This is a genomic window from Paenibacillus validus NBRC 15382, from assembly GCF_004000985.1.
Lineage (GTDB): Bacteria > Bacillota > Bacilli > Paenibacillales > NBRC-103111 > Paenibacillus_G > Paenibacillus_G validus.
The window spans coordinates 1-18,266 of sequence record NZ_BIMH01000030.1; the positions used below are offsets into that span (position 1 = coordinate 1).

An 18,266-nucleotide genomic window follows, 5' to 3' on the forward strand; every position below is an offset into this window, starting at 1 on the left:
TTTTGTGCGCCTGCCTTGGACGCATCCTGCGAATCGGACGACTCCGGCTTCACCGCATTGGACGAGCCTTCACCGTTAGTCCCTCCGGCGCTGCTGCAGGCCGCTAAGGCCAAGATCAACAAGATGAAGGGTACTGTAAATAAAGATCGAGCATTCCGCTTTGCTTTCATAGGCTTCCCATTCCTTTTTTTTGAGATTAGTAGTTGGGGTTACGAAATGATTTTGTTGTCCTGCCTGAACAGCAGCTCCGGCAGCTCTTCGACAGACAATAACGTGCGTTCGAATGTGATCTCCTCGATGCCGAGAGTGCCGAACCGATTAATCAAGATCGGCTTCATCCCTGCTTTCGCGCTGCCCACTACGTCGTCGTAATAATTATCTCCCACATATAAACATTGCTTGGGGTCGACTCCGGCGAGTTCCGCCGCCTTGAGAAAAATTCTGACATCCGGCTTCTCCACTTGAACTTCGGACGATACGATAATGTGGTCCAAATAAGGCAGCAGTCCTGTTTCCTCCAAGACGGTTCTAGCGCTGGCATCCCAATTCGAAATCAAGCCGATGCCGACCGAAGCTTTCTTTAGAAGGGCCAGCACAGGGTGGGAGAACGGAAACGGCTTCCACCTGGGAGACTGAGCTATCTGGATATCCCGCAGCCGACGGCATTGATCGTGCAGGTCGAACCGGACGCCCAGCGTATAATTGAGCACGCCCACATACCAGGGCATATACGTATGGATTTGTTTGCCTAACGCCCCCGGGTATTCCCGCATAAAAAGCTTGTCGGTCAAATGATAAGCTTCTTCAATGTCTTCCAAGCTGAGTTCGATGCCCTGCTCCAGCCAGAATTGCTGATACTCCTTCTCTCTCTCTTGATACACTAACGTATAGCCAAGATCGAACCATATATACGATGTCTGCATGTGTGCCTCCGCTGACGTATCATTGAACAAATTACTGCTTGCTGTTGACGACCGGCAGCGTCAGCTTCGACGCAAAGCGGCGATCGTGATAAATTGTTTGCGTAGCCGTTACAAAATCCGCAGCGGTCACCTGACCGGGATTCATCAGCCGGTTGGGATTACGGTCGAAGGTCGGGAACAGTGAGCTCGTGATGTCCAGCCTGACGGAGTGGCCTTTCTTGAACACATTGGCGGTCGGCCCGAGTGAAACGACGTATTGGATCACCTCGCCCGGCGGAACCGGCTCCGGTTTCTCAAGACCTCCTCTATAGCTGGCCCGCACGATCCCTTCGGCAATGTTGATCGCTCTTCCGTCCGGATAGACATCCACTAGTTTGGCTACGAAATCGGTATCCTCCGCTGTCGTGGATGCATACAGCTCGACGGACACTTCCCCGATTACCGTCAAATCCTCCTTCAGAACGTCGGACGTATAGACCAGCACATCGTTTCTGATTTCAACCGGAAGCTGGTTTTTCGGTCCCATCGGAGTGAGATCGGGAACCGCGCCCGACCTGCCGCCCAATGCGGGAACGGGAATCGAAGGATGATAGACATATACATCTGGCGGTTCATCCAGCGGTTCGGTCAGGCTCAGCTTTCCGTCGCCGTTCACGGAACTAGCTTTGTACAAGCTGTGCAAGTAATAGGCTGCTGCTTGGCTCCCCTGCACAGGCCAGCTTTCCGCTTCCAACCATTTGTTTGCCCCCATGACGAACAGACGAACGGGGGACGGCTGGGGAGCAGCCGGCTCCACACTTTTCAACCATCGGTCAAACCACTGAAGCTGAACGGAATCGATTTCATTCGCGGCCTCCGGTCCGAAATCCACTTCGCCGACGTATCTCGACCACGGCATGTGGTACCAAGGCTCGATAAACAAGTATTGATTTTTCCGCGCCCTTTCGGTTGCGCCGTGCTGGCTTACGCCCAAGTAGTTCTCGATAGTCCCGTCAATAAAAATGTCATACCACCCGCCGATGTGCAGGGCGGGCACCTCAATGGCTTTATAATTCTCCCTCAAGGAAATCTGGCGCCAGTAGTCGTCGCGGGCCGGGTGCTCCAGCCACTCCAGATAATAAGGTGCGGTTTCCTTGACCGCCTCCGGAGGGCTGTTCAGCGGAAGCGCTTTGTAATAACCGTGGATACCGGCATATAGAGAAGACAGCTCTTCCGCCCGCTCCGGCCGGTTATTCCTTAATGCCGTATCTTGGGCCACGAACAATATCCAGGATAGCGTACAAGCCAGCGCAAAGGCGCCGTTCCGGTAAGCTTTCCCTTGATACGAATCGGAACCGATCATGCCGGGCGCGATACAGACCAAATGCGGCGGGCGGCTTACCGCAGCAAGCCATTGCGCGGCTCCCACATAGGAGAAACCGTACATCCCGACATTCGGGATGACACCCGGGAGAGATGCAGCCCATTCAACTGTGTCGTAACCGTCTTCGGCTTCCTTCACGTAAGGATGAAAATCCCCTTCCGATGTCCATCGTCCCCGCACATCCTGGACGACGACAACATAACCGTGGCGGGCATACCAAGCAGGATGGGCATAATTCATCGTTTGCGCGTCTTCTTTGTTGTAAGGCGTTCTCATCAGCAGTACCGGGTACTTCTCGCTCTTGTCTCCTGCAGCAGGACGATAAATATCGGCATACAGCGTCACGCCGTCACGCATCGGAACCGGTACGTTCTTCTCTACCGTTACCGATCCGATGGACGTTATCGTGCTATCGGTCATCAGGCGTCACCTTCCAACCGGCGCTTCCGCAAGTCGCGGTAGGCCGGGAGTCCGCCCGCTCCATCCGCTGTCATGACGGCTCTTATGATTGCCGTTGCCAGCACTTCGGCCGACACCGCTCCGACCAAATCCACCGAGGCCTCGACCTCTCCCGTAGCGGCGGCAAATACGGTATCTCCGTCGAACATCGTATGTACGGGGTAAATGGTGCGGGCTAATCCGTCATGCGCCATTTCGGCCACTTTCTTCGCCTGGGCTTTGGTCAGTTTTGCGTTGCTCGCCACAACGGCAAGCGTCGTATTCGTCCCTTGCGGAATGTTAGTAAACGCAAACGGCTTATCGTACAACCAGCTGCGGCAGTCCACCGGATGGCCATCGCGGTCTAGCGAACCGGCCAGCAGTTCGCCCGTTCGGGGATCGCGAACTTCTCCCATCGCATTCAAGGCCACAATGGCGCCGATCACGAGCCCATTCGGATAACGGACGGATGCCGTGCCGATTCCCGCTTTCATCGCGCCCTCGAATCCGCCCAATTTCCCGACGGAAGCGCCGCAGCCTGCACCAACGTTACCTTCCCTGTCTTCCGTAGGGGATGCCAGCGCTGCCGCCCGGTATCCCATATCTCGGTCAGGCCTTACTTTCGGATCTCCGATGGACAGATCGAACAATACGGCTGACGGAACGATAGGAACGACGCCAACTCCGACATCGACCCCGATCCCTTTTTCTTCCAGCCATGCGACAACCCCGCCGGCTGCATCCAATCCGAAGCTGGAGCCGCCGCTTAAACAAACCGCATGGACTCGATCCACCAACCCGGTCGGGTCGAGCAAATCGGTTTCCCTGGTACCGGGGGCGGAACCCCGAACGTCAACGCTGCACACCGCACCTTCCTCCCAAATGATAACGGTGCAGCCTGTAAATGCTTTAGTGTTTTCCGCGTGTCCCACTTTCGTGCCGGGAACATCTGTAATCGATCCAGCGGACCCCATGTCTCCCCCTCCGGTTGCTCAGTATCTTCGGAATCATTTCTTTGTGGAAATAAAAAAAATGCCGCTCTAATCATTCGATTAGTAGCTGACATTTCCAGTAATCTGGTCAATGCTGAAATTCCGACTAGTTCGGTTGGAATAATACTATCACACCTATTTTTGAGAAGTCAATACATCTTTTTCCAAAAAAAATGTAGTTGACAATCTCCATATTTGTCATTACCATAGCAATCATCTGAAATACAAATCAGCTCTGCAAACATAACCTAATACTCCGTTCGACCAGTCCAACTGGAGACATTTTCTTCTTAGCGAAGAGAATGTCTTTTTTTATTCCAACCACATTGGAGGATCTCCTATGACGAAACCGCTTCAAGACGCCCGCCTCTCGATTGACTCCGAGCGCTTGCAGGAACTGCTTCAATTTCCGCTCGTCGAAGCGCTGTTCGGCCGGCGATCCCGCCGTTTCTTCCGCGGAGCGGAAATCCCGGACGGACCGCTCGCCTACAAATCGAAGTATGAACCTGAGCCACTGGACGACCTTGAGAAAATTTTGATTCTGCTCGCGGTCGGCGGTGTCACCGGTTGGCATCATTCCATCACTAGGCATGACCGGTACAAGCCGCACCTGTCCAACTATTCCGGCTCGGCTACAGGCAGAACCTTCCCTTCGGCCGCAGGCTTCCATACGTCGGAAATTTTCTTCACCGATGATACCGGCACCTACATTTTCAAAACCAGAGATGCCGTTCCCGAAGTCAAGAAAGGGGAAGACGGCAAGCACGACGTCGAGCAATTGATTCTAACTTACAAAAAACATATTCATCGCATTTCGGAACAAAGACTGCACATCCCGAACTACGAGCCCTACATGGAAGGCCATAACTCATGGGTTGCCAACAAACCGGGAACTTTTCTGGCTTTCCCTGTAGGGGATCTGGCACAACATACGATAGCCAATCTATGTTTCTATGTGCAGAACGGGCTCAGCATCTATGACGATATCAATGGACGGAACATTCCAGGTATCGAACAATTCCAGGACATCATCGGTACCGAGAATCCTCTGCCGTTAACGTTTCTCGATCAATATTCGCTTGCGGAACTATCCGCCGAGCTCGCCACTTCCACTTATGCCGGCGTGCTTATGCAGCAGGCTCTGGGACTCGGCGGCTGGATGTTCGACGGCATAGACCGCCTGACCGTTCTCGGAGCCAGCGCAGACCCTGCGGTTCCTGGTTTAGGCTTCCGTTATGATGCGGATGAGCGCTGGGCTCTTCCGAATCCTACCGGGCTGGAAGGCGTGTTCGTTTCTTACACTCCGCCGCACTTTAAGGATATGCGTGCTGCCGTCGACGCTTTCTGCGACAGGAAATTCGGTGTCAACGGCCCGTTCCATCCGGATACGCCCGGACCTTGGAAGGACAGCCAAAAGGTGCGCGGCAGCGCCCAAGTCCATGACGAGCAGTTTCGCAGCGCGGTCGCCCACCAAGCGCAATATATTTACGACACGTTCGGCAAATTCCCGGCGACCGTTCCGTCAGTCTATTCCTTGATGTACTTGCAGACCCATCATCTGGATTTGGATTTCTATGATCAATTTTTCGGTCCGCATTCGTATCTTCACACCCATGCGAAACACTTGGAACGTTGGCATAGCATAACCAAATAACAAAGAAATAACGAATACACTTCTACCAAAAAGCATGCTGCCGAGTGGTGGTCATAGCCCCTTCAAGCAGACCATGTAACAGAGACTGTACTTGATTAAGCGGCGACCGCTTTCCGGAATTCAACCGGTGAGCGGTCGCCTAGTTTTTATCTGAAAGCGTCCCGTGTAGTAAAATTCAATCAGCAATCATTCGAATGTGAGAACGGTTTGAACGTCCCTTATTGAATCAGCGGCAAAACAACCTCCACTTGAGTACCTTGATTTAACTTACTGTAGAAAGAGATTTGTCCACCGTGGGATTCGATAATTTTATAGCACATCATGAGTCCCAGACCTGTTCCCTTGACTTTCGTCGAGTAGAACGGTTCACCTAAGGAAGGAATCCGCTCCGCGGGAATGCCGCACCCCTGATCCTCGACGGTCGTTACGATCCGATTCCCCTCTACGAGATCGGCACGAATCGTAATTTCACCGCCGTCGGGCATGGACTCGATCGCATTTTTAACTAGGTTAATGAAGACCTGCTTGATTTGGACGGGAGAGCATACAATCGGCGGAAGCCCCTCCGCAATCCGGGTGACTATGGTTACGTTGTTCATTAACGCCTGTGACTCAAGCAGTGTGGCGACACCTTGAAGAATGACGTTCACTTGTGCCTGCTTCGGATTATGCTTCTCCGGCTTCGCAATGAGCAGCAGCTCGCTCACGATAAAATTGATCCGATCGAGCTCTTCCATCATGATGCCGTAATATTCGCTTTTACCTCCTTGCCCGCTTCTCATCACCTGCAGAAACCCTCGTAAAGCGGTGAGCGGGTTGCGTATTTCGTGGGCGAGTCCCGCAGCAAGCTGGCCGACGACGCCGAGTTTATCGGACTTTCTTAACAGCTCTTCCGTCTTCTTCCGCTCCGTAATATCCCGGGAAATAGCGGAATAAGCAATAATTTCCCCGTCGTTATCCCTTAATGGAGAAACAGTAAGATCGATATCGATCAAGCGTCCGTCCTTCCGTTTCCGTACGGTCCCGAGCCCTGTCGCAGATTGCCCGAATAAAGTAATCTTCTTCAGAGAATTCTCCTCTTCGCTGGCCGTATTCTCCGGAAAGACGGGTAATTTCCGATCCCGAAGCTCTTCAAGCGTCCAACCATATACGGTTTCGAACGCCGGGTTCACCCAGAGGACCTTCCCGTCCAAATCAACCAGATCAATAGCATCCGACGTGTGCTGAACAAATGACTCCAGCAGCTCCTTCGTCCTGCGAAGCTCTTCTTCCGCCTTCTTCTTCTCCGATATGTCGACGCATGAAGCGATCACCTCGACTACTTGGCCGTTCCGTTTGATCGGCTTCAGGGAAGCCAGATAAGTGACTCCGTTTCCTGCATAGCCTTCATACAGCACATGTTCTTCCCCTTGCCAGGCTCGCCGGTAATACTGTTCTTTACGAAGAGCCGTTTCGGCAGGTAAGAAATCTCGCAGCTCATGACCGATAATTTGCTCCGGCGTATGCCCCGCACGATACACCAATTCCCCCGCGCACATCGTGTGGATAAACCGGCCGTCGATTTCCTTGCATTTAAACGTCATTCCCTGCTGCTTCGTAACAATCTCCTGAAGCTCCTGTTCCTTCGAGCGTAACGATTCCTCTACCTGTTCCAAACTCGTCAGTTCTCTGCCTATAACATGATAGCCGGTGGTCCGCTCATCCGTCATAATGGGTACGACTTTGACCTCCAGGTTCACCGCGTGGCCGCCTTTGTGCTGGATCGTGACGATAGTTTCATTCTTGGCAAGCACGAAATCGTCCAAGCTGCGTCCTAACGCTTCTCCTAAGGTGTACCCGCTTACTTGTTCGGCAGCCGGATTGGCATCCTCGATCTCACAGGATGTGTTGATCCTGATCATCGCCGCCGGATTATAGTAAAGCAGCGAATGATAGCGCTGCTCCATGCTTTTGTACAACGAAATGTCCTGCATATGAATAAGGAGAAACTCGGGTTGGTTGGATGCCTCGTACATGAACTCCATCTGCAGCCCATACCAGTGTTCATGTCCTTGCGGATCGGTTAAGCGTTGTTCCGAAGCGCAAGTAGTGATGCTTCCTTCTAATAACCGCCCTACATCCATCTGGAGGACGGAAACATCCGGCGACCACGCAAGCTGATGCCAGCCCATAGTCAACAGTTCTTCTTCGTGATGGCCGGTCATCCGACAAAAGGCAGGGTTAACGCTAACAAAGCGGCCATCGAGATGGCATACGCCGATACCAGTAGGACTAGCGTAGCAAATTTGCTTCCATCTCTCATTTATAGCGCCTGGTCTATCAAAAGAACTTGAATGTCTCATGTAGCCGCCCCCGCAATAACGATGTGATTAGATGTAACAGATTTCGATTCATTATCAAGAAATTCCTGCTAATCCTCGAAATGACTATTTGTCTATCACCTTCAATATCTAGGCACCGCTGCTATTGCAACGTTCACTGAACTCAAATACCACCTCTTCGGCTACATCCTGCCCTCTATGTAATCACTGCTGAAACTTCAACCTGTTCGGCCTCATTCGGCAAGTGAGGAACTTGGGACAGAAGCAACAGGCGGCTCTTAGCGATGGCTATTTTGCAAAACCCTGCTCAGGAAACGATTCATCAAAATCGGTAGAGATATCAGGATGGGAGGGTCGTCCAGCCGGGGAACGTGGAGTGTCACTTGCTGATGCGGGACGGATGAAAAAGGATTGACCAGGAGCGGCTCTTTCGATCTGGTGCGTAAGGTGGTGTGCGGAAGCAGAATATCCATGGCGCACATTCCCCAAGAGACTGATGTAGCCATCAAATAATAAGTGCCCGGTGTGACGTTCATAAAGCAAAAATCTCCTAAAGAAGAAAGCAGCGTTCCGTATAAAGGCAGCCCTTCAGGAATCGGTTTGGCAAACAAACCAATAAGAATAACTCCCTCAAAAGGAATTTCCGCTTGAACCGTCCCTCTAATTTGGTTATGTGCAGTTACAGCAGGGCTCGACATACGCCAATCGCTAAGCATCTGCAATGAACACAAGTGGTTGCCCGCTTGCAGCGTCGAGTTCCGAAATTCGGATGGCGTCACCCCCACCCGTTCAGTAAATCGGGTGGTGAAGGTTCCCAGACTCTGCTGCCCGATCTCCAATGCGATATCGCGAACAGTCAGATTCGTGCGCAACAACAAATCTTTTGCCTTTTGCAATCGGAGGGATGAACATAATATAGGGGGGAAAAGGCCGATTCTTTCTTTAAAAATGCGCGTGAAATGATATGGACTATAACCTGCGTATTGGGCCAATCGGGAAAGCGGAAGCGGATCATAGATATGTTGATGAATATAGGCGATCACTTCATCTATTTCTGAATACCGGTCCGTCACCTTCGTGCTCAACCTTCTTTCCGTCCATATACTTTGTGCTTGCGCACACTGGTTCGAACAATTATTCCGTTCGATTCTCCAAATTCCAGAGAACAAACGTTCGCAACAATGATACCATATATTTGAAGTATTTGAAACAACTACACCATCAAAAAAATAAAAGATGCCCTTTTTCCGGGCATCTCCTACTTATGGATAATCATCCATGACAAGCTGTGATTTTTCAATCTTAAGCTTTATCTGCTGCGCTTGCTTCCATATAAAACAATTCCCATAGATGACCGTCTATATCCTGAAAGCTCCATACATACATAAAGCCATGGTCAATCGGATCATTAGGCTTACCGCCCGCTGCCAGAGCCTTATTTACAATCTCATCAACTTTCCCCCTGCTTTCAACAGACAATGCCACAATCACTTCTGTATGTTTTGCTGCATCCGGAATTTCTTTTTTGGTAAACGTCTTAAAAAAATCTTCAACCAGCAACATGACAAATGTATTTTCATTGATAACCATACACGTTGCATTTTCATCGGTATATTGGGCGTTAAATTCAAAACCTATTTTAGTAAAAAAGTCGATGGATGTATTCAGATCTTTGACCGGTAAATTAACAAAAACTTGATCTGCTTGAACTCCCATAATCTATCACCTCTAAGTTAAATTTCATGCACGAAGCTTCAGATTCATCGCTTGAGGCATTGCCAGGCTTGCTTCAGGAGGGAAATCTCCTCCGCAATATCGCCGCTTACCACCCGCGACTACTTTTCTCTATGATCCCCTCCTTAACATTAATTTTTGCGTGTCCAGCACATCTGCCATCTAGTGACATCGACATATAAACAAAAACCTGTTCCAAATAATACTAGCATGAAACAAATGAAACGATTTCTTATCGATTGCTAATTTATATAAATCTGTCGTATGCAAAAAACAAAAAAACGCCCTAACTCCCCGGCGCTTTCCGTTTAAGATGGAGCCCAGGGGATCGAACCCCTGACCTCATCGCTGCTAGCGATGCGCTCTCCCGCTATAGTCACTTACACTACTCCAAATGATCCCACCACCATTGTTTAATCCGGATGGCCGGATTATGGCCTACTTGAACGTACGATTAAACTTTCTTAACAATTGTCCAAACCTTTGACATTCTTCATCCGACCAGTCCTGCAGCTTATCCGTTACCCTAGCCAACCGTTCCTGTTTGTTTTCGACTAATTCCTTTTTTCCCAAATCCGTAATCTGAAAGGAGAAAGCCCTGCCATCCAGCGGATCGGGAATTCTGCACACATATCCTTTCTGCTCCAAAGCTGCAGCCTGCCTGCTGACCGTTGAAATATCCAAACGGAATTCATCAGCCAGAGCTTTAACTCCAGCGGAACCATGGGCGAAAATTTGGTGCAGTAAAAGATACGCAGACCGGTCGAGAGTCCAGTTTTTTTTATTGGATGCTATTGATGTGATATGACGAACCAAGACCGCCAATTCAAATTCAATCGTTTCCAGCGACTGTTCCTTCATTTCTGTACCCCCTCACTGCGAACATCATTTCAATTGAAACCATAGTAACATAACACCAATTATTTTTGAAATGACGACACCCGACTTAAAGGTCGTATTGACATCCTATATAGTTGCATAATACAATTATAAAGTTTCATCATACAACTTGTTAACGGATCGAAATTCTAGAATTAGATAGCTGCATTTAGGAGAAAACCATTTCCTTTAGGAAAAATAAATGAGGTTAGGAGTGACCATAAATGTCGACCATATCCCAAGAAGCAACCATTGCAGAGACAAGTCTTCTTAAACAGCCTCGTTCGGTGTGGGCCGTATTTTTCGCTTGTATCATCGCTTTCATGGGGCTTGGGCTTGTTGATCCGATTTTACCCGCAATCGCCAAACAATTGCACGCCTCGCAGAGCGAAGTCACCTTGCTATTCACCAGCTACAATGCCGTCATGGCGGTTGCGATGTTAATTACCGGTGCTATTTCGTCAAGGCTCGGGATCAAGTGGACGCTGATTACCGGCATTGTTATTATTGCCTTATTTTCAGCGCTCGGAGGGTTATCCAACGGGATTTGGAATCTTATCGGGCTTCGAGGGGGCTGGGGACTTGGTAATGCGCTTTTTGTCGCAACTGCTTTAACGGCTATTGTGTCCCTTTCAAATTCCGGTACTGCAAAAGCTATCATACTGTATGAAGCGGCGATAGGACTTGGAATTTCGGTTGGACCCCTGCTGGGCGGAGAACTGGGCGCCATTTCATGGCGAGGACCGTTCTTGGGAGTCGCCACGCTGATGTTGGTTGCCTTTTTCAGTCTTCTTATTATGATGCCGAAATCCAAAATGACTAATACTACCAAACACAAAACTTCTTTGCTCGATCCTTTCCGAGCGTTGAAGCACCGTTCCCTTGTCGTATTAGGCATAGCGGCTTGCCTGTACAACTTCGGGTTCTTCACCTTATTAGCTTACGCGCCTTTTGTCATGGGCTTGGATGAGCATGGTCTTGGCTACGTATTTTTAGGATGGGGCTTGTTGCTGGCTATCACCTCTGTTTTCATGGCACCAAAGCTGCAGCAAAGGTTCGGAACCGTTACATCCATGTGCGCGATGCTGTTCTTGTTTGGTCTGGTCCTGTTGACGATGGGCATTTGGACATCGACGCAATGGGTCATCATTGCCTCTGTTATTTTTGCCGGTGCGTTATTAGGTAATAACAATACTTTGATTACGACAGCCGTGATGAATGCGGCCCCTGTCGAACGCTCCACGGCGTCGGCTGCTTACAGCTTTCTGCGCTTCCTTGGAGGAGCTGCGGCCCCGTATTTGGCGGGTAAACTGGCTGAGGTCTTCAATCCGCATGTACCGTTCATTGTTGGTGCAGGATTTGTCATGATTTCCGTACTGTTCATTACGCTTAATCGGAAGCATCTGAAGCATGTCGACCATGCTGGAGCCGCTCATTGATGCAGCTATAGGGTAGCGGGCATACGGACGATTACAGCAGCGTATTTTCAATGCCGTGATCCTGGTTTAGCCCCACAAAGTGATAACCACGCTTCGGTGTATACGCCAACTACTTTGCGGGGACCTCAGGTTCATTGCTCCGTGCTCGCGGACGCCCCAGGGGTTCGTCCCTTGGGTTCGTCCCTTGGGTTCGAACCCCTGACCTCATCGCTGCCAGCGATGCGCTCCTCAAGACGGTTAGTCAAACTCACCTACTAAATGGAAAATAATTCGTGGATTACTTCCAAATTTCATCCGCAATCTCCTTGATCAAGGCAAGCTTGTTCCACTGCTGCTCTTCCGTCAGAAGATTTCCTTCTTCTGTGGAAGCAAATCCGCATTGAGGGCTAAGGCAAATGTGATTGATATCTACATATTGCGCAGCTTCCCTGATACGACTGATGATGACCTCCCGATCCTCAAGCTCTCCAACTTTGGAGGAATGGAGTCCCAGCACAACCTGCTGGTTTTTCAAATATCGCAGCGGCGCAAAGTCCCCCGCGCGATCCGTATCAAATTCCAGGTAGTAGGCGTCTATGTTATCGATTCCAAACAGAGTTTCCGCGACAGGCTCATAACCGCCCGAGGATGCCCAGGTGGAGTGATAATTGCCCCGGCAGACGTGGGTGGTAATGATCAGATCGTCAGGCAGGCCGGCAATCGCTTCTTCATTGACACGGGCGTACAACTGCGCAATTTCCGAAACGTTAACTCCTTCCTGCTGTCTGGATTCCCAATAGTTCTTGTCACAGAGCATCCCCCACGTGCAATCATCTAATTGCAGGCTGCGGCAGCCGGCCTCATAAAAGGCCAGAATCGCAGCTTTATAGGTCTTCGCAATATCAGCTGCCAAATCTTCCGTGCTGCTGTAAAAAGCATCCGTGCTCGCCTTGTTCTCCGGACGCTGAAGCTCCGCCAGGAATTGTGCGGGAGCCGGAATGGTCTGGCGAGCGATGACATCAGAGCCGGCGACATCCTTCAAGAATTTGAAATGCTCTACGAACGGATGGTAGGAAAATCCGATTTTCCCGTACAGACGTGCAGTTTCCGCTCTCGTCTCCATGCCTTGAAATGGATAGCCTTTTTCTAGGTTCGCCTTTTCCACTCCATCCAGGCCCCACATAAAATCAAGATGCCACCAGGAGCGTCTGAATTCGCCATCCGTCACCGCTTGAAGCCCTACCGATTTTTGCTTCTTCACCAGCTTGATGATTTCCTGATCTTCAATCTTTTTCAACACGTCAGCGGAAATCTCGTTGTTCTGAAATTGGATTCTGGCCTCCTTGAGCGCATGCGGACGCAGGAAGCTGCCGACCATATCATGTCTAAAAGGGGTTGCGGTTCTTTGTTTGGCACTTTCAATCACTATGCTCATTCGGTCTATCTCCTTTAGCTGTATAATTCTATTTGCTATAAGAAAGATAGCACATATGGTTAGTTATACCGTAAGTCCAATTAACTATAACTGGTTATAGCTTAAAGCTATAGCCAACCCATTACTCGATAATGGCCTGATGTAGCGCTTCAATATAAGCCAAGGCGAGCTTGGAGAGCGCAGCATCTTTATGGCTGATCCATCCGACATTGATCGTTTCCTCACACGCCAGGGGGACAGGAATAATCTCATTGCCGTTCAAGTCGGCACTGAGCACTCCTGTAGAAATCGTATATCCGTTCAAACCAATCAACAAATTGAAGAGCGTTGCCCTGTCATTGACGCGAATGCTCTTACTATGCGATAGCGTGCTTAGAATTTCCTCGGAAAAATGAAACGAATTATACTCCCCCTGTTCGAAGGACAGGTAAGGATAGTCCTGAAGCTGATCGACGGTTACGATAGACTGCTTAGCCAGGGGATTATGAACGCTGATAAAAATATGCGGCTTTGCCGTAAACAAGCTGGTAAATTTCAGGTTAGCGTCTTTCAGCAATCTGTTAATGACCTTGCCATTGAACTCATTGAGATACAGTATCCCCATTTCACTGCGCTGGGTTTTGACATCCTGGATAATTTCATGCGTTTTGGTCTCCCGCAATGCTAGTTCATATTCATCCTGACCATATTCACGAACCAAATGTACAAAAGCATTCACCGCAAAAGCATAATGCTGCGTAGATACCGAAAAATGCTGAGGCGAAGGCTTGGCGTTCAAATACCGGCTTTCCAGCAGCTCCGCCTGCTCAATCACCTGTCGGGCGTAGCCGAGAAATTCGGCCCCCTCCTTGGAAAGGGAGATGCCTTTATTGGTGCGTTCGAAAATCGTAATATGAATTTCTTCCTCCAGATCCTTTATGGCGTTGGAAAGACTCGGCTGGGATATAAACAACCGCTTTGCTGCCTCATTCATTGATCCGCGATTGGCAACCTCGATCACATATTTCAACTGTTGTAGCGTCAATGGACTTAATCCTCTCTTGGCTTCGGTCAATTCAATGTGAAGCGTGAATGCTATGTATTTTCCTCATTATATACTAAATTCAAAGGACAGCTGGCGTCATTTAGCTGCACGGCCTAAACATGGCGAATACCTTCAAATATAATAAACGGTGCACTTTCATCCGGGAAGATACATAAGATAACCCATAAGTCAAAAGCCTAATGATTAAATGAAGGGCGGGGAATAAAGTGGCGGTTTCTTATATGGACTTTTCTTCACCATCCGTACAGTTTTCGTATGATTTAAACAACAACCCATTTTTCAAAAAGGATAGCCGGAATTATATTAATTTTCTTTCCATCAACCAGCTAAACACATTAGGAAATGTGTCCCTGCTGGACATTTATCTTAGCAAGGATAACGTAATCGAGCCCCACATCCATCAAAATGCTTCAGAATTGGTATACTGTATTTCAGGCGCGGCTGTTGTCTCCTTAATTAATCCGTTTACGAAAGAGCTTCTTAATTTTCCAATCCAGCCGGGCCAAGTGGCTAATGTGCCTCAGGGATGGTGGCATTATGAAATTGCTTCGGTAGACAACACGCATTTATTGGCCATATTCGATGCGCCAGTTCCGGAATTCATTGGCGGATCCGACCTGTTGCGATTAACGCCAGCGAGTGTGTTTGCCCATACGTATTGCCTCAATGAAGCAAAAGTGAAGGATACGCTGGCACCCATTACAAAAACAGTTGTCATCGGACCGCCTAGCGATTGCAAGCCAAATCAGGTCCAAGGAAAAGCGGCTCATCCAGCCTATTCGAACCGGGACTACAACCAGGCACAGGGTCACCCGCATCGTCCAAACTTGGATGACCGGCAGCAACAGCCCGTCATCGGTAATGGCTGGAAATATGACGGGCGAAATTGAGTTTGCAGTTTCTGGACACGACGCACAACAAAAACCACTTCGGATGAAGTGGTTTGATTTATCCATCTCTATCAACTGCTTATTACGGGAGCTTTGCCAATGAACATCGAATCACGAAACTGTTTGTACATAAACGCTGCCAGATCGCTTCTGCCAAGTTTCGTACCAACAGCTCCACGACCATAATAACCTGACTTCACTTTGAGAAAGACGCCTGATTTAAGCCAAAGCGCCTCACTCGATTTCTTACCGATAAGAAGCCAAAGGTCCTTCAAAATATACGATTTGTGAAATTCGAATATGAAGAGAGCGGTCTTCTAAGTTTATTTGGATGTGATCCACCGCCACACCTGCATTTATACCTTCGATTCTCCCCACAGTCGTCATTAACGCCATTCTTTGGCCTTGATGGCGACTTAAGTGTTGCACAAACACAGGGTCTAAATGTGTGATATATTCGTTTGGCTGGGGAACTCCCGCAATAGGATATATTTGAGAATGTACGGCCGGCATCTGATTCACATAGCCCGGCTGATCAATAGGATTTTGAGCTGTATGAACCTTGTGGCTAACCCCGTTTGAATTCAATGTACATCACCCCTTTATGGCATCTGAATCCGTAATATTTATGCTGAAGAGGCAAAATCTATTCATGACCCATTCATTGTCATTGAATAGGTAGGGAGTTCGACCGCGGGACAAAGCTGTCATTGTCTGCGCGAGCAAACCTCGGGCTCTCTCCACAATGCTACAGAAATAAAGCACATGACCCATTGGCCATGTGCTTTATTTATTTCTCAATCCACTCCTCATTATGCAGGTCTTGTTTCGAACATTCCAGTTCTTTAGGTAAGAAAAGTAGGATTCGATACATATGTTATCCATACTTTTTTTTTCTACATAACTACCTGGTATCCATCCCCTATCCGAATCCAGAATACTTTTCGAAAGATCAAAGAAATAGCGTGTTTTCTTCCAAATGATCAAGCAAGCATCCCCAGTTAAGCCTAGACCGAATCCTCATCATGGAATTGCTTTTGTGTAATTGGAGGGCCCCATACAAGGCGTAACTTTCGGGTTATGCCTTGTATGGGGCCCTTCATTTATGTACCAGAGAGGAGGTGATGCTAATGGCTAAGAGCAGTCTTGTCTACAACATTGAACTCAGCAAGATGTACATCCAACAACGACTGACCGAATCAATTGCAGAAAATCTTCGCAGACAATTCAACTATGATGTAGCCACCTATGTTCAACTCTGCAAAGACGTTCTGCTCGAAGCCGGCCTAGATGCTGTGTTCATTCGCGATCTGATGTGGAATGTGGTCAACGATGCATATGTACTTCATTTAGAGTATTTACACACCGGTATTTACACATACCACAATGGTTCAGGTCAGCATCCGTATTTGCTCGTGTTCAAAGAAGCACAGGATTTAAGTGCGATGATTCGACTCTTGAAACAGTAAGCTTGTAATGTGTCCCATGAAAAGGAGGGATTCAAGCTTTGCGCAGAGCTTAACATTAAGCCCACAGACTTTTTCAAACCGGTTGAAGCAAAGTATACGAATCTCAAATATTGTAAGAAAAAGGCGAAACGGTAAGGGCTTGACCTTATCGTTTCTCTCTATTATAAGAAAACCAACGAAACATGGGCGGTTATAATTTACTCTTTTGTGATCCTTGCTTTAAAAAGAGGTTTCAATTCTTCAACCAACACAGATTGATCAGGAAACAAATTCCTTGTCTTGCAACGTTTAGAACTACCCAAGGTACGTAAATTAAATCCTGACCGATACATCTTAGGTGTTTCAATTGACTTTGGGCCCGGACAAAAAGAGAAAATTATGGAGTAGTTCAAGATTTACGGATGGTAATTATGCACAAATAAAAAGAGAGCCTTAATATGTATTTCTCTTACGTTAATATTCATGCCGTTGGTTAAATAGAAAAATCGAGTCTGTAAAATAAAGTGTGTAAACTCCCAAAACCCAGGAAGTCTGGGGAGGGAAATACCCACTCATTGTACGCTCTTGGCAGAACAACTGGGAGGAACTTGCGACCTTTATCAAGTACTCGCCGGAAATCCGTAAACTCATCTAGACCACGAACATGATCGAGAGCTATCACCGACAGCTTCGCAAAGTAACGAAGAGCAAGAGCATTTTTCCCACCGTTCTATCTGGCGACCATGGATGTGATCTGAAAATGGACAGGCCGCATCCAAAACTGGGGCCAGATGCTGCTCCAACTCTCCCTCTTCTTTCCCGATCGGGTAGGCGACCACTTACGATAAACATACAAAATCCCCCCTCGGGGGATTCATTCATAGACCCTTTCCTCTGAAAATAAAAAGCTCAAGCATTAGTCTCAGCCTGAGCAGTTTCATTAAATTGAATGCTTTTTCAATAAAGTGAAGAACTACCGTCGCTTGGCGACTCGCTTCGATAAACTGGCGCAGAGCTTCCGAGCTTTTTTAACGCTTGCTTCGATTATGGTTTGGCTTGCTTAGGTTTGCATACACGCCCTAATCATTTAATCCCTTTCCACTCAGAATTTGCTGCATACATTTTTCAACCCTTGACTCTCGAGTTTTGGATTGTTTGGGTTCAGAAAAATAAAGAATGTATGCTCTTTGCCGTCCGGGCGTCAATGCTTCAAAAGCAGTTTTCAAGGCAGGGATTTCATCGAATTTATTTTGAAGTTCTTCAGGAATTATGAATTCTGTATTCTTTTTAAAATTCACTTCCAAACCAGCTTTTTCAACTTCAATGGCTTCATAAATATAGGCTTTCAAGATGGTTTCCATTGCAACTATTTCTCGAACATTGGTGAACCGAATCTGGCGCGCCGCCTGTACATTCTCCGTTTGTTGGATTAGGATACCATGGGCATCTTTTAACAAGGCACCTTTGTGAAACAGAAGCGCACAGTATTCTTTAAATCCATGTATTAAAACTATGTTTTTATTCTGAAACGTGTAACAAGGATGCATCCACTTAAATTCTTCGGTCAGCTCACAGTCAAGAACGATATTTCTCAACTTCTCATATTCTTCCTTCCACTTTTTAGCCTTACTTAAAAATTCATCAACCTTAGGATTCATTCTACTCTTTGTCATCAAGGAACGCTCCTCTTCATCATAATAATATTGTGTTTTCAAAATAAGCAGTT

15 protein-coding genes and 1 pseudogene are annotated in these 18,266 nt (G+C 48.1%); 5 read left to right on the plus strand and 11 right to left on the minus strand.

Features of this window, described 5'->3' with window-relative positions; all coding sequences use genetic code 11:
- Positions 1-209: 209 nt before the first annotated feature.
- Genes PVA01S_RS17700 through PVA01S_RS17710 form a run of 3 tightly spaced genes read right to left on the minus strand, consistent with a single transcriptional unit; the run spans position 210 to position 3,698 of the window.
- Positions 210-923, minus strand: coding sequence for an HAD family hydrolase (locus PVA01S_RS17700; protein ID WP_054799623.1), 714 nt, complete (start codon positions 921-923; stop codon positions 210-212).
- Positions 924-954: 31 nt separating this feature from the next.
- Positions 955-2,706, minus strand: a complete 1,752-nt coding sequence (locus PVA01S_RS17705; protein ID WP_164751882.1) for a CocE/NonD family hydrolase — start codon at positions 2,704-2,706, stop codon at positions 955-957.
- Positions 2,706-3,698 carry a P1 family peptidase gene (locus PVA01S_RS17710; protein WP_127608714.1) on the minus strand — a complete coding sequence of 331 codons (993 nt, stop codon included), beginning with the start codon at positions 3,696-3,698 and terminating at the stop codon, positions 2,706-2,708. Before PVA01S_RS17710 ends, PVA01S_RS17705 begins: the two co-directional genes overlap by 1 nt.
- A gap of 358 nt (positions 3,699-4,056) precedes the next feature.
- On the opposite strand from PVA01S_RS17710, the gene PVA01S_RS17715 reads away from it, so the two are divergent.
- Positions 4,057-5,370 (plus strand): hypothetical protein, encoded by a 1,314-nt coding sequence (locus tag PVA01S_RS17715; protein WP_127608715.1) that lies wholly within the window; start codon positions 4,057-4,059, stop codon positions 5,368-5,370.
- Positions 5,371-5,588: 218 nt separating this feature from the next.
- On the opposite strand, the gene PVA01S_RS17720 is transcribed toward PVA01S_RS17715, so the two are convergent.
- The 4 genes from PVA01S_RS17720 to PVA01S_RS17735 all read right to left on the minus strand — a co-directional run bounded on the left by PVA01S_RS17720 (position 5,589) and on the right by PVA01S_RS17735 (position 10,286).
- Positions 5,589-7,712, minus strand: coding sequence for a PAS domain S-box protein (locus tag PVA01S_RS17720; protein ID WP_127608716.1), 2,124 nt, complete (start codon positions 7,710-7,712; stop codon positions 5,589-5,591).
- A 257-nt stretch (positions 7,713-7,969) separates the two neighbouring features.
- A complete protein-coding gene (locus tag PVA01S_RS17725; protein WP_127608717.1) occupies positions 7,970-8,764 on the minus strand; it encodes a helix-turn-helix transcriptional regulator in 795 nt (264 codons plus the stop codon).
- Positions 8,765-8,993: 229 nt separating this feature from the next.
- Positions 8,994-9,407, minus strand: coding sequence for a VOC family protein (locus PVA01S_RS17730; RefSeq protein WP_127608718.1), 414 nt, complete (start codon positions 9,405-9,407; stop codon positions 8,994-8,996).
- Between the two features lie 456 nt (positions 9,408-9,863).
- Positions 9,864-10,286, minus strand: a complete 423-nt coding sequence (locus tag PVA01S_RS17735) for a MarR family winged helix-turn-helix transcriptional regulator (RefSeq protein ID WP_127608719.1) — start codon at positions 10,284-10,286, stop codon at positions 9,864-9,866.
- A 242-nt stretch (positions 10,287-10,528) separates the two neighbouring features.
- Here PVA01S_RS17735 and PVA01S_RS17740 point away from each other — a divergent pair, with 242 nt between their 5' ends.
- The gene (locus PVA01S_RS17740; protein ID WP_127608720.1) at positions 10,529-11,743 is read left to right on the plus strand and encodes an MFS transporter; all 1,215 of its coding nucleotides are present in this window, start codon (positions 10,529-10,531) and stop codon (positions 11,741-11,743) included.
- Between the two features lie 277 nt (positions 11,744-12,020).
- Here PVA01S_RS17740 and PVA01S_RS17745 read toward each other — a convergent pair whose 3' ends face one another.
- Together PVA01S_RS17745 and PVA01S_RS17750 are read right to left on the minus strand one after the other, a co-directional pair.
- Complete coding sequence (locus tag PVA01S_RS17745; RefSeq protein WP_127608721.1) at positions 12,021-13,157, minus strand: 5-methyltetrahydropteroyltriglutamate--homocysteine S-methyltransferase; 1,137 nt, start codon at positions 13,155-13,157, stop codon at positions 12,021-12,023.
- Positions 13,158-13,278: 121 nt separating this feature from the next.
- The gene (locus tag PVA01S_RS17750; RefSeq protein WP_054796549.1) at positions 13,279-14,181 is read right to left on the minus strand and encodes a LysR family transcriptional regulator; all 903 of its coding nucleotides are present in this window, start codon (positions 14,179-14,181) and stop codon (positions 13,279-13,281) included.
- A gap of 227 nt (positions 14,182-14,408) precedes the next feature.
- On the opposite strand from PVA01S_RS17750, the gene PVA01S_RS17755 reads away from it, so the two are divergent.
- Complete coding sequence (locus PVA01S_RS17755) at positions 14,409-15,092, plus strand: cupin domain-containing protein (RefSeq protein ID WP_054796548.1); 684 nt, start codon at positions 14,409-14,411, stop codon at positions 15,090-15,092.
- 246 nt (positions 15,093-15,338) lie between these two features.
- Here PVA01S_RS17755 and PVA01S_RS17760 read toward each other — a convergent pair whose 3' ends face one another.
- Positions 15,339-15,680, minus strand: coding sequence for a DUF2642 domain-containing protein (locus PVA01S_RS17760; protein ID WP_230876340.1), 342 nt, complete (start codon positions 15,678-15,680; stop codon positions 15,339-15,341).
- Between the two features lie 542 nt (positions 15,681-16,222).
- On the opposite strand from PVA01S_RS17760, the gene PVA01S_RS17765 reads away from it, so the two are divergent.
- Entirely contained in the window at positions 16,223-16,561 is a 339-nt protein-coding gene (locus PVA01S_RS17765; protein ID WP_054796547.1) for a hypothetical protein, read from the plus strand.
- 523 nt (positions 16,562-17,084) lie between these two features.
- Positions 17,085-17,388: pseudogene (locus tag PVA01S_RS27295) on the plus strand (transposase); the annotation flags it as partial.
- Positions 17,389-17,619: 231 nt separating this feature from the next.
- On the opposite strand, the gene PVA01S_RS17780 reads toward PVA01S_RS27295, so the two are convergent.
- Positions 17,620-18,213: a YdeI/OmpD-associated family protein gene (locus PVA01S_RS17780; RefSeq protein ID WP_127608722.1), complete on the minus strand. Its 594-nt coding sequence runs from the start codon at positions 18,211-18,213 to the stop codon at positions 17,620-17,622.
- Positions 18,214-18,266: the final 53 nt, after the last annotated feature.